Genomic DNA, 11,980 nt, shown 5'->3' with positions numbered 1-11,980 from the left:
GATGTGGTGGGGCCGCGATGTGGTGGGCCCGCGATGCGGGGCAGGCCAGCCGTACCGATAGCTCAGGGCTATCGCTCGCTCACGGACCGGTGAACGGTGAGCCTGTGGATAACTCCGGCGCTGTCGGTGGCGGCCCCTATCGTGGAGGCAGTGGTCGAGGGTCGACGTACGGGGGACACGGCGATGGGTGCGACGGGCGGGATCAGCGAAATGTCAGGGGTGAGCGAGGTGGCACAGGCCGGTGACGGCGAGGTGCTGGCCGCGCTGCAGCGGGTCTTCGGCTACGAGGCCTTCCGCGGCGAGCAGGAAGCCGTCATCGAGCATGTGGTGGCTGGCGGCGATGCCGTCGTGCTCATGCCGACGGGCGGCGGGAAGTCGCTGTGCTACCAGATCCCGTCCCTGGTCAGACCGGGTACGGGCATCGTCGTCTCGCCGCTCATCGCCCTGATGCAGGACCAGGTGGACGCGCTGCGGGCGCTCGGGGTGCGCGCCGGGTTCATCAACTCCACGCAGGACTTCGACGAGCGACGTGTGGTGGAGGCGGAGTTCCTCGCGGGCGAGCTGGACCTGCTCTACCTTGCGCCGGAGCGGCTGCGGGTCGAGTCGACGCTGGACCTGCTGTCACGCGGAAAGATCGCCGTGTTCGCGATCGACGAGGCACACTGCGTGTCCCAGTGGGGGCATGACTTCCGCCCGGACTACCTGGCCCTCTCGCTGCTGGGCGAGCGGTGGCCGGACGTGCCGCGGATCGCGCTGACGGCGACGGCCACGCACGCGACGCACCAGGAGATCACCCAGCGGCTGAACATGCCGACGGCCCGGCACTTCGTGGCGAGCTTCGACCGGCCCAACATCCAGTACCGGATCGTGCCGAAGGCGGACCCGAAGAAGCAGTTGCTGAGCTTCCTGCGCGAGGAGCACACGGGCGACGCGGGCATCGTCTACTGCCTGTCGCGGAAGTCCGTGGAGGCGACGGCCGAGTTCCTGAGCCGCAACGGCATCGAGGCGGTGCCGTACCACGCCGGCCTGGACGCGGGCACGCGCGCGGTGCACCAGTCCCGGTTCCTGCGGGAGGAGGGGCTGGTCGTGGTGGCGACCATCGCCTTCGGGATGGGCATCGACAAGCCGGACGTGCGGTTCGTCGCCCACCTCGACCTGCCGAAGTCGGTCGAGGGCTACTACCAGGAGACGGGCCGCGCCGGCCGCGACGGACTGCCCTCCACGGCCTGGATGGCCTACGGCCTCAACGACGTCATTCAGCAGCGCAAGCTGATCCAGTTGGGCGAGGGCGACGAGGCGTTCCGGCGCCGGGCGGCCTCCCACCTGGACGCGATGCTGGCGCTGTGCGAGACCGCGCAGTGCCGGCGCGGTCAGCTGCTCGCCTACTTCGGCCAGGACCCCGATCCGACGGGCTGCGGCAACTGCGACACCTGCCTGACCCCGCCGGAGACCTGGGACGGCACCATCGCGGCGCAGAAGGTGCTGTCGACCGTGGTGCGGCTGCAGCGTGAGCGGGGACAGAAGTTCGGGGCGCTGCAGATCGTCGACATCCTGCTGGGGCGGCGCACCGGCAAGGTGATCCAGTTCGATCACGACCAGCTGTCCGTGTTCGGCATCGGCGAGGAGCTCGGCGAGGGCGAATGGCGAGGAGTCGTCAGACAGTTGCTGGCGCAGGGCCTGCTCGCGGTCGAGGGCGAGTACGGCACGCTCGTGCTCACGGAGGCGAGCGGGACGGTGCTGCGGCGGGAGCGGGAGGTGCCGCTGCGGAAGGAGCCGAAGAAGCCGGTCACCTCGCGGTCGGCGTCGGGTTCCGCCGGGTCCGGGCGTGGCGAGCGCAAGGCGAAGGCCGCGGCGGCCGAGCTGCCTGAGGCGCTGGTGCCGGCCTTCGAGGCCCTGCGTGCTTGGCGTGCCGAGCAGGCTCGCGAGCAGGGTGTTCCGGCGTATGTGATCTTCCATGACGCGACGTTGCGGGAGATCGTGACGGTGTGGCCAGCGTCCGTGCGTGAGCTCGGGAGCATCGGCGGTGTCGGTGAGAAGAAGCTGGCCACGTACGGAGAGGGCGTGCTCGAGGTGCTGACCTCGGTGCGCGGCGAGTCCGGTGCGGGGGCGGCGACCGAGACCAACCCGGGGGCTCACCACGACGGGGCGGACGACTGGCCCGAGATGGAGCAGGAGCCGGAGCCGGAGGACTGGGCCTAGGAAGAGCCACCCGCGCATGCGAGCGCTTCTCGGCGACGACGGTCAACTCAACGCCGTCAGCCCCGGAGCGAACGTGATCAGGAGCGGGAGAAGCGGTACCAGCGCTGCCAGCGTCGTGGTGAGGGCCCGGTTGCGACGGCCCAGACGTGGGGGTGGCTGCAGGAGGCGGTTGACGCGTTCGCCCAGGAGGCGGTTGGTGGACGCGCAGGACAGGACGCCTCGGTGCTGGTTGAGCTCGATCAGGGCCAGCGCGGTCGTCAGGTGACCGCAGCGGCGGGAGGCCGTGTCGTCCGCGGCCAGTTCGACCAGGCGGTGGGTCTGGTCGCAGAAGTGGGCGAACAACGGGATGTGGGGGAATCCGGTGGCAAGCGCGGTCGAGAGGTGCAGCAGCCAGTCGTGGTGGGCCCGGGCGTGGCCACGCTCGTGGGTGAGGACGGCGTCGAGCTGGTGGTCGGTCAGGCGGTGCAGGGCACCCGTGGTGACGATCAGCTGGGGCGGACTGCCCGGCATCCACCAGGCGTCGGGGTACTCGTCCTCCAGCACCAGCAGCGGGCCCCGCGCCGAACCCAGGTCGGCCGGCAGGTCGGGGGCGCGTTCGAGCAGGTGGGCCCTTGCCTGGCCGCGCCGCCGACGGGCCTCGACGAATTCGCGGGCCAGCATCGCCGTCGTCCAGGCGGCGCCGCCGGCCAGCAGCAGGGTGAGGGCCACCGCCCATGCGGGCGCGGCCGAGAGGTCGTACGCCTCGGTCACCGACGGCGGCGCCGGAGCGAAGAGCTGGGCGCGTACGGTGGCGAAGACCGCGGCGGTGCCCAGGGCCAGGGCCGTCAGGCAGCACAGCAGGACCGTGGCGACCAGGCACTGCCACACCCAGAGCGCGACCACGGGTTCCCGTTCGGGCCAGGAGGCCCGGGTCAACGCCTGGGGGACGGGTACGGCGGCCGTCAGGGCGACGATGCTCAACAGGAGCAGGCAGACGGTCATGCCAAGGGCTCCGGATCCTGGTCAGGGAAGGTGCGAGGGCGGCAGTGCGGGGCGGTGGGTCACGAACGCCGGTTGCGGCTCGGTTCCCACCGCCAGTCAGTATGACGGTGACCATCGCAGGAGTCAGGGGGAAAGACACAGTTGACGGTTGGGCCGGCCGCTCGGCGTCACTACAACGCGACCCGTCCCGTCACGACGCCACGACCTGTCCTGTCACCTCCCCCAGAGCGACCCGGACCCCACCAGGGCCCGGGGCCCAGGCGGACAGGGTCACCACATCGCCGTCCTCCAGGAACGCCCGCTTGCCGTCCGGGAGTTCGAGAGGGTCACGGCCGTTCCAGGTCAGCTCCAGGAGTGAGCCGCGCTCCCCTTCGGTCGGGCCGCTGACCGTGCCCGAGCCGTACAGGTCACCGGTGCGCAGGGAGGCGCCGTTCACGGTCATGTGGGCGAGCTGCTGGGCGGCCGTCCAGTACATGGTGGAGAAGGGCGGCTCGGAGACGACGTGGCCGTTGATGGCCACGGAGATACGCAGGTCGTAGCCGCCGGGCTCGGCTTCGGGGCCGGAGTCGTCCAGGTACGGCAGCAGGGGGTGCGTCCGCTCCGGCGGCGCCACCCGCGCCTCCTCCAGCGCGTCCAGCGGGGTGATCCACGCCGACACCGACGTGGCGAAGGACTTGCCGAGGAACGGGCCGAGGGGGACGTACTCCCAGGCCTGGACGTCGCGTGCCGACCAGTCGTTGAGCAGGCACAGGCCGAAGACGTGCTCACGGAAGTCGCCCAGCGCCACCGGCTTGCCCATCTCCGAGGGCGTGCCGATCACGAAGCCGACCTCTGCCTCGATGTCGAGGCGGACCGACGGGCCGAAGACCGGCGCCGGATCAGTGGGGGCCTTGCGCTGGCCGGACGGACGTACGACGTCCGTGCCGGAGACCACGACCGTGCCGGCGCGCCCGTGGTAACCGATCGGCAGGTGTTTCCAGTTGGGGGTGAGCGAATCCTCGGCGTCGGGGCGGAAGATCTGGCCGACGTTCCGGGCGTGGTTCTCGGAGGCGTAGAAATCGACGTAGTCCGCGACCTCGAAGGGGAGGTGCAGGGTGACTGAGGACAGAGGGTGGAGAAGGTCCGCGATGGCCTCCTGGTGCGCCGGCACCGTCACCCAGGCCGTCAGTGCGCGCCGTACGTCCGACCACGTGGTGTGGCCGGCGGCGAGCAGCGGGTTCAGGGAGTCCTGGGCGAGCAGCGGGGCGTACGGCGAGCCGAGCGCGTAGGCCGCCCTGCCCGCGTCGAGGACGTGGTCGCCGAGCCGGACGCCGACCCGTCGCGCGGAGTCCGAGCCGGGAAGGGAGAAGACGCCGTACGGAAGGTTGTGCGTGCCGAAGGGGTCGCCCTCGGGGAGATCGAAGGGGGGCATGGGGTGCTGCCTCACTCTCATACGCTCCGTGCCATGTGGTCTGGCCACACGTTACGGGTGAGACGAGGGTCTTGGGCAGTGCGGAACTCGCGTCGTCGGGGCGGGCGAATCAGCAGGTCGCCGCACTCGGCCGCGTCGACGAGACCTGAGTCGGTGCCGCCCAGGAGCTCGCCGGCACCACGTGGGAGTGAAATCGCCACAAGCAAAAGGAAGTTGCCCGGGTGGAATCAGAACTGGAACCGGAACAGGTGTCAACACATGTGAACACAGCAGCCGTCCGGTTCGAGTCGAGTCGATGGGGCCTCCTGTCCGTATTCTCTGATCATGGCCCGACCCATCGCATATTCACTCATCGCCACTGACCTGGACGGGACGCTGCTCCGAGGCGACGACACGCTCTCCGACCGTTCCCTCGACGCGCTCGCGCAGGCGGCGGCGGCCGGTGCGCAGCACCTCGTCGTGACGGGCCGGCCGGCGCCCAGAGTGCGCCCGCTCCTCGACGTCCTGGGCAGCCGGGGGCTCGCGGTGTGCGGACAGGGCGCGCAGTTGTACGACGCCGGAGCGGACTGTCTGCTGTGGTCCATCACCCTGGACCGGGAGTTGGCGGAGACCGCGCTCGGCAAGATCGAGGCCGAGGTGGGGCAGGTGTACGCGGCCGTCGACCAGGACGGCGTGGACGGCCTCACGCTCATCGAGCCCGGGTACCTGATGCCGCACCCCACCCTGCCCGCCGTACGCGTCCGGCACCGCGACGACCTGTGGTGCGAGCCGATCAGCAAGGTGCTGCTGCGCCATCCCACCCTGTCCGACGACGAGTTGGCGGCGACGGCGCGGTCGGTGGTCGGGTCGCTCGCGACGGTCACCATGTCGGGGCCCGGGACCGTCGAACTCCAGCCATGCGGCGTCACGAAGGCGACCGGTCTCGCCCTCGCCGCCGAGCATCTCGGTCTGGGCGCGCACGAGACGATCGCCTTCGGGGACATGCCCAACGACATCCCCATGTTCGACTGGGCCGCCCGCGGGGTGGCGATGGCCAACGCGCATCCCGAACTCAAGGCGGTCGCCGACGAGATCACCCTCTCGAACGAGGACGACGGCATCGCCGTCGTCCTCGAGAGGCTGTTCGCGGGGCGCCTGGCCGACTTCGCCCAGTAGGGCACGTCGTCGGACCAGGCCCCCGCGCCAGGGCCTAGTAGGGGCCGTTCACGTTGTCGATCGAGCCGTAACGCGCGGCCGCGTAGTTGCACGCGGCCGTGATGTTCGCGACCGGGTCGAAGGGGTCGTACACCGTCCCCGGCACGTGGTACGACGCGAAGGTCGGGTCGATGACCTGGAGGAGGCCCTTGGACGGGGTGCCCGCGACGGCGTTGGAGTCCCAGTTGTTGATGGCCTGGGGGTTGCCGGACGACTCGCGCATGATGTTGCGCTGAATGCCCTCGTACGAACCCGGAATTCCGTTTTGCGCCATGATGTCCAGCGCGTTGCGGATCCAGCCGTCGAGGTTGTTCGGGTACGTCTTCACGGAGGACTGGGTGGCCTTGGCGACGTTGGACTTCTTGGCGGGCGCGGACGCCTTGTCGGCCGACTTGTCCGGCGAACTCGCCTTCTTCGTCGCCCGGACCTCCAGGTCGAGGCCGGGGTGGATCAGACGGGGGTCGTCGCCGATCGCCTTGCGGTTGTCCTTGTAGAGCTGCTTCCAGCCGCCCTGCGCGTCGTACCGGTCGGCGACGCCGTAGAGCGTGTCGCCCTTCTTCGTCGTGTACGTGACCGTCTTGGCCTTCACGGCGGCCTGGGGAGCGGCCTGCGCGACGGTGGGGGACTGGGCGGGCTGTGCGGCGCTCGCGGTGGTCGCGCTCAGGAGCGGGATGGCGAGGGCGGCGGTGCCGGTGCCGGCTGCGATGACGTGCCGGGTGAGCGGGTTGGTGCGGGGGCGGCGGTGTTTGCCTCGGGGCATGGCGCTGTTCCTCTCCGGCGCCTGCGAGGTGAGCTGTCGGGTTCGGGCGGGAGATGCCCGGCCGCGCCGCCGTGTGGCGGTGCGACTTCACCCCGAGCCGGTTCGGTGCGCCATCAAGGCGTCCGGTCCGGCGACTTACCTGGGTCCCCCGCTCCTGCCGTGCGTGAGTGAGTTGCGTGGGTGGGTGACTCGGGCGGCGGCAGGATTAGGCGTCCGCCCGACTGAGCGGGAACGTATGCGAGAGCACATGCCCGGAACAAGTGCCGTGGTCACCTGTCGGCCGGTTGACCATGGTCTGGTGTGAATGGGGCGCTTGATCCTTTGCGGTTGCCAAGCCTCAACTTGCTTTTGAGGCAAGGGGAGACGCGGGTGCCCCGAGGTGGTGCGTGACCGGGTGCGAGTGACCCAACTCACTGGCATCCACAAGAGCGGCAAATCGGGCAATGATTCCAACTCGCCTTTAACCGGCTGTCCGTGGAGTCCGTTTCTCCCATGTCCGGTGGAAAAGTACCTCTTCGCCCTCCCGGCAGATCACCTCGTTGGAGGCGATGAAGTCATGCCGGTCGCAGCTGATCTCCGAGCGCGTCCGCACCGTCGCGTCCCACCCCAGCTCCGGCCGGTGCAGGCGGATCGACCACTCCGAACGGGTACGGGCCGACAAGGGGTCCCACTCGTTGATCGTGTACGTCTCCAGCGCGTCCTCGGTGAACTCCAGGCCGTCGGGGTACACGCGCGTGCCGCCGTACCGGGGGTCGACGTCCAGGCGCCACTCGCCCTTGGCCACGTCCCGCACGACGAGCCGCTCGGGGCGCGGCTCGTCCAGCGTGATGGGGGAGTTCACGCCGAGCGGTTCCGCCTGCTCCGGTTCCTCGAAGGTGATCGCTGTGTCGTCTGCTGACTCGTCCAACGCACGCGCGCGTACCGGAAGTTCCAGCGAGCTTCCCGACGGTTCCAGGCCGAAGCCCGCCGCCGAGTCCGGCTGGGGCCAGATCCACGGCCAGTACGCGGAGGAGACGGCGAGGCGGATGCGGTGCCCGGGCGGGAAGGCGTGGCCGATGCCGTTCAGCTCGAAGGTCACGTCCTCGGTGGCGCCCGGCTCCCACGGCACCGCGCGGTCCCGGCCGTGGCGCGCCGACAGGTTCAGCACGCCCCGCGTGACCAGGGTCGAGGAGCCGTCCGGTGCCACGTCGCAGAGCCGGGCGACGACCTGCCCGCGCGGCACCTCCGACGTCAGCCGCAGCCGCACCTTCGGCCGCCCCGACACCCAGGTCTCCTCGCCCACCTCGAACTCGAAGCACGCCGACCGCGCGTCCTCCTCCCGCTGGTCCGGCGGCAGGTCGGCATCGTTGCCGAAGGGGAAGAAGCGGCCGGCGTCGATCCCGGTGTGCATGGGGGAGCGGACGAGGACGGGGGCGCCCTGGAAGGCGTACGTCACCGCGCGCACGTGCGGAGAGGGCCAGGCCGGCTCGCCGACCCAGCGGCCGGGCAGCGTGGGGTACACCGTGGCCGGGCGGTGCGAGTCGCTGACGTACGAGCGCAGCAGGGGCTCGGCCATGACGCCCGTGTCCTCGTCCTTCAGCCAGTGGTCCCACCAGCGCAGCGTCTCCTGGAGGAAGCCGATCGCCGGGCCCGGCGGCAGGCCGCGGTCGGGGTACTGGTGCGACCAGGGGCCGATCAGGCCGCGCACGCGGTCCGCCGGCAGGTGCTCGACGAGACGCAGGACGGTGTCGCGGTACGGGTCGTGCCAGCCGCCCACCGCCAGGACGGCGGCGTCGATCGCGCCGTAGTCCTCGCAGACGCTGCCGTGGCGCCAGTAGTCGTCGCGCGTCTGGTGGCCGAGCCAGGTGTGCAGGAACGGTTCGACGGCCTCCAGCCGCTTGAGCCACATCTCCCGCCAGGCGTCCCCGACATACTGCGGGTCCGGCGGGCGGGCGGCGAAGGCGAGCATCGTCGACGCCCAGGCGTGCATGTCGACGGCGAGGACGGAACCTCCCATGTAGTGCACGTCGTTGTCATAGCGATCGTCCGCGGAGCAGACCGTGACGATCGCCTTGAGCGGTTCGGGCGCGAGGGCCGCGATCTGGAGGGAGTTGAAGCCGCCCCAGGAGATGCCGAACATGCCGACCCGGCCGTTGCACCAGGGCTGGGCCGCCAGCCAGTTGACCACCTCGACCCCGTCGGCGAGCTCCGTCGCCGAGTACTCGTCGGTCGGCATGCCCTCGCTGTTGCCGTGACCGCGGATGTCCACGCGCACGGAGGCGTAGCCGTGGCCTGCGTACCAGGGGTGGCGCTGGTGGTCGCGGGGTGCGGTCCAGTCGGACAGGCGATACGGCAGGTACTCGAGGAGCGCCGGTACGGGCTCGTCCGTCAGGGGGCGCCACACGCGCGCGTACAGCAGGGTCCCGTCCGGGAGCGGGATGCGGAGGTCGTCGTGAGTCGTCTCGTAGGGGAAGGACGTACGGATGTGCATGAGCGGGATCCCAGTGGCTCGGTCGGTGTCAGTGGACCGGGTGCATCGTGCGGCGCAGCCAGGGCGCCGCGGCCATCACGAGCAGGCCCGCGGCCACTGCGATTGCGCCGTTGACGCCGAAGTAGGCGGGCTTGGAGACGTCGTCGTAGAGCTTCACCGCCTGGGCCTGGATGCCGTTGGCCAGGGCGAGGGACAGGAACCAGAGGGACATGGTCTGGCCGGCGAACGCGGCCGGGGCGAGCTTGGTCGTGGCCGACATGCCGGAGGTCTCCAGGAGGACGTCGCCGAGGCCGAGGAGCAGGTACGAACCCACGATCCACCAGACGGACATGAGGTAGTCGTCGGAGGAGTGCCCGGAGGTCGGCAGCACCATCAGCAGGAAGGACAGGCCGCCGAGGACGACCCCGATTGCGATCTTGTTGGACGCGTGCGGCTGGCGGCGCCCCATCCTGACCCACAGTGCGGCCACGACAGGGGCGAGGGCGACCTCGAAGGCGCCGAGGGCGGAGGCGTACCAACCGGCGGGGAAGCCGAAGCCGAGGACGGTCGTCCCGGCGTTCGTCGAGGCAAGCAGGATCATCGTCGAGTAGGCCTGGAAGAGGATGAAGTTGAAGACCGTCGAGGCGAGGAACAGGACGACGTACGGGCGAAGGCGACCGCGTTCCTCGGGGGTCACGCGCGGGCTGGAGAACATCACCGCGAAGTAGACGGCCGGGGCGATCACGGAGACGAGCGTGAGCAGGTCGACGAAGCGGTCCATGGTGAGCCAGCCGGCGGCGGCGAGCAGGAAGGCGACCGCCGCGGTGACGGCGAGGCCCGTGACGATCAGGCGGATCGCCCGGCGCGTCGCGTCCGGAGACAGCGCGAATTCTGCGGAGTGCTTCCGCCCGGCCAGGTGACGGCGTCCGGCGACGTACTGGACCAGGCCGAGCGTCATGCCGATCGCGGCGGCCGAGAAGCCCCAGTGCCAGCCCTTGTGGTCGCCGAGCCAGCCGGTGACGAGCGGGCCGGCGAAGGCACCGATGTTGATCGCCATGTAGTAGAGCGCGAAGCCGGCGTCACGGCGGTCGTCGTCGGTGCGGTAGAGCTTGCCGACCATGGTGGCGACGTTGGGCTTGAGGAGCCCTGTGCCGGCGCTGATCAGGCCGAGGCCCACCCAGGTCATGCCGGTGGTCGGCACCGCCATGGCGTAATGGCCGCAGGCGATGAGGATGCCGCCCCACAGCACCGCGCGATACGAGCCGAGGATACGGTCGGCGAGCCAGCCGCCGGCGACCGAGACCAGATAGACGAGGGTGCCGTATGCGGCGGAGACGGAGGCCGCGGTCCCGGCCGACATGCCCATACCGCCGTGGGCGACCGTGTCGGCGAAGTACAGGACGAGGATGGCCTGCATGCCGAGGAACGAGAAGCGTTCCCAGACCTCCAGACCGGAGAGGGTGAAAAGGCCTTTCGGCTGGCCGAGGAAGGCGCGGTCGTCGCGTGGCGGGGGCCCGCTCTCGGGCTCGACGTCGAGGTCGGTTCGGGACACGGGCCGCTACTTCCCTATAAGTGGATGGATATCCCGCCTTATCAGGTGATCAAAAACATACCGGTCGTGATCCGATACCGCCCGTGGTGGACGGGTGGGCGGCATCGGTGATCGAAAGGTGACCGGATACGCTGACTTGAGTGATGGCAGCGACCTATCGACAAACCGTGTAACCGCCAGTGGACACCAGCAGACAGGAGACCCCTCGTGACCGTCGTCGGGCCGTTCGGGCTGAGCGTGCGGGACCAGGCTCTGGAAGCCGATGTCCAGGCCGGATTGGCGGCTGTCGAGGAGGGATTGCTCGAAGCCACCAAGAGTGAGGTCCCCTTCATCACGGAGGCCGCCCAGCATCTGGTGCGGGCGGGCGGAAAGCGGTTCAGGCCGCTGCTCGTGATGCTCGCTGCCCAGTTCGGGGACCCGTATGCGCCGGGGGTCGTGCCGTCGGCGGTGGTGGTGGAGCTGACCCATCTCGCGACGCTGTACCACGACGACGTGATGGACGAGGCCGCGGTGCGGCGGGGTGTCGACAGTGCCAACGCCCGCTGGGGCAACTCGGTTGCCGTACTGACCGGGGATTTCCTGTTCGCGCGCGCCTCGCACACTCTCGCCGACCTCGGGCCCGAGGCGGTGCGGGTGCAGGCCGAGGCGTTCGAGCGGCTGGTCACCGGACAGATCCTGGAGACGGCGGGACCGCAGGACGGGCGCGATCCGGTGGAGCACTACCTGGATGTGCTGGGCGGGAAGACCGGGTCGCTGGTCGCGGTGTCGTGCCGGTTCGGGGCGATGATGTCGGGCGCCGACGAGACCGTGGTCGACGTGCTCACCCAGTACGGGGAGCGGCTGGGGGTCGCCTTCCAGCTCGCGGACGACGTGCTGGACATCGCCAGTGACTCCCACGAGTCCGGGAAGACGCCGGGGACGGATCTCCGGGAAGGCATTCCCACGCTGCCTGTGCTGCGGTTGCGGGAGCGGGCCGAGCGGTTGGGGCTGGCGGAGGATGTCGCCCTGTGTGAGCTGCTGGACTCCGATCTGACGGACGACGCCCGGCATGCGGAGGCGTTGGCCGCGCTGCGTGAGCATCCGGCGCTGGAGCAGGCTCGGCGGGACACGGTGCGGTATGCGGAGGATGCGCGGGCTGCGTTGGCGCCGTTGGCGGACATCGGTGCCAAGGCTGCGTTGATGGAGTTGTGCGATGCGGTGGTGCATCGGGCCGGATAGGGGTTTTCGCCCCCGCCGCCCCCACCCTTCCCGTCCTCCAGGGGCTGCCGCCCCTTCGACCCCGGCTCCTGGGGCTGCCGCCCCCAGATCCCCGCTGTCGGCCTGAACGGCCTTGTCCTCAAACGCCGGACGGGCTGAAAGGCCCACTGCGGCTGTGACGCACGTCACTTATCTGGACTGAGTCCAAAATAAGATCGCCTCCGTATGAGTGCCCAG

General features: G+C 70.1%; 8 protein-coding genes and 1 riboswitch. Of the genes, 3 read left to right on the top strand and 5 right to left on the bottom strand.

Features of this window, described 5'->3' with window-relative positions:
• Positions 1-183: 183 nt before the first annotated feature.
• The gene (gene recQ / locus ACZ7L5_RS37585; protein ID WP_471522942.1) at positions 184-2,199 is read left to right on the top strand and encodes a DNA helicase RecQ; all 2,016 of its coding nucleotides are present in this window, start codon (positions 184-186) and stop codon (positions 2,197-2,199) included.
• A gap of 42 nt (positions 2,200-2,241) precedes the next feature.
• On the opposite strand, the gene ACZ7L5_RS37580 is transcribed toward recQ, so the two are convergent.
• Both ACZ7L5_RS37580 and fahA read right to left on the bottom strand, forming a co-directional pair.
• Entirely contained in the window at positions 2,242-3,180 is a 939-nt protein-coding gene (locus ACZ7L5_RS37580) for a M56 family metallopeptidase (RefSeq protein WP_471522702.1), read from the bottom strand.
• A gap of 190 nt (positions 3,181-3,370) precedes the next feature.
• On the bottom strand, positions 3,371-4,591 hold the full coding sequence (gene fahA, locus ACZ7L5_RS37575) for a fumarylacetoacetase (protein ID WP_471522700.1): 1,221 nt from the start codon (positions 4,589-4,591) through the stop codon (positions 3,371-3,373).
• Between the two features lie 324 nt (positions 4,592-4,915).
• On the opposite strand from fahA, the gene ACZ7L5_RS37570 reads away from it, so the two are divergent.
• Positions 4,916-5,746, top strand: coding sequence for an HAD family hydrolase (locus ACZ7L5_RS37570; RefSeq protein WP_328879985.1), 831 nt, complete (start codon positions 4,916-4,918; stop codon positions 5,744-5,746).
• Between the two features lie 34 nt (positions 5,747-5,780).
• On the opposite strand, the gene ACZ7L5_RS37565 is transcribed toward ACZ7L5_RS37570, so the two are convergent.
• The 3 genes from ACZ7L5_RS37565 to ACZ7L5_RS37555 form a co-directional block, all read right to left on the bottom strand.
• Positions 5,781-6,545 carry a LysM peptidoglycan-binding domain-containing protein gene (locus ACZ7L5_RS37565; protein ID WP_363038095.1) on the bottom strand — a complete coding sequence of 255 codons (765 nt, stop codon included), beginning with the start codon at positions 6,543-6,545 and terminating at the stop codon, positions 5,781-5,783.
• 5 nt (positions 6,546-6,550) lie between these two features.
• Positions 6,551-6,725, bottom strand: a riboswitch (cyclic di-AMP (ydaO/yuaA leader).
• Between the two features lie 280 nt (positions 6,726-7,005).
• Positions 7,006-9,015: a CocE/NonD family hydrolase gene (locus ACZ7L5_RS37560; RefSeq protein WP_471522697.1), complete on the bottom strand. Its 2,010-nt coding sequence runs from the start codon at positions 9,013-9,015 to the stop codon at positions 7,006-7,008.
• Positions 9,016-9,043: 28 nt separating this feature from the next.
• The gene (locus ACZ7L5_RS37555) at positions 9,044-10,546 is read right to left on the bottom strand and encodes a peptide MFS transporter (RefSeq protein ID WP_471522695.1); all 1,503 of its coding nucleotides are present in this window, start codon (positions 10,544-10,546) and stop codon (positions 9,044-9,046) included.
• A 207-nt stretch (positions 10,547-10,753) separates the two neighbouring features.
• Here ACZ7L5_RS37555 and ACZ7L5_RS37550 point away from each other — a divergent pair, with 207 nt between their 5' ends.
• The gene (locus ACZ7L5_RS37550; protein ID WP_383249110.1) at positions 10,754-11,764 is read left to right on the top strand and encodes a polyprenyl synthetase family protein; all 1,011 of its coding nucleotides are present in this window, start codon (positions 10,754-10,756) and stop codon (positions 11,762-11,764) included.
• Positions 11,765-11,980: the final 216 nt, after the last annotated feature.

This window comes from Streptomyces sp. NPDC107528, from assembly GCF_055639295.1.
This window is presented reverse-complemented; position numbering and strand designations above follow the sequence as displayed.

What these genes read in the sequence shown, in the direction of transcription:
- recQ (WP_471522942.1), top strand. Translation starts at nt 184, where the DNA reads ATGGGTGCGACGGGCGGGATCAGCGAAATGTCAGGGGTGAGCGAGGTG.
- ACZ7L5_RS37580 (WP_471522702.1), bottom strand. Translation starts at nt 3,180, where the DNA reads ATGACCGTCTGCCTGCTCCTGTTGAGCATCGTCGCCCTGACGGCCGCC.
- fahA (WP_471522700.1), bottom strand. Translation starts at nt 4,591, where the DNA reads ATGCCCCCCTTCGATCTCCCCGAGGGCGACCCCTTCGGCACGCACAAC.
- ACZ7L5_RS37570 (WP_328879985.1), top strand. Translation starts at nt 4,916, where the DNA reads ATGGCCCGACCCATCGCATATTCACTCATCGCCACTGACCTGGACGGG.
- ACZ7L5_RS37565 (WP_363038095.1), bottom strand. Translation starts at nt 6,545, where the DNA reads ATGCCCCGAGGCAAACACCGCCGCCCCCGCACCAACCCGCTCACCCGG.
- ACZ7L5_RS37560 (WP_471522697.1), bottom strand. Translation starts at nt 9,015, where the DNA reads ATGCACATCCGTACGTCCTTCCCCTACGAGACGACTCACGACGACCTC.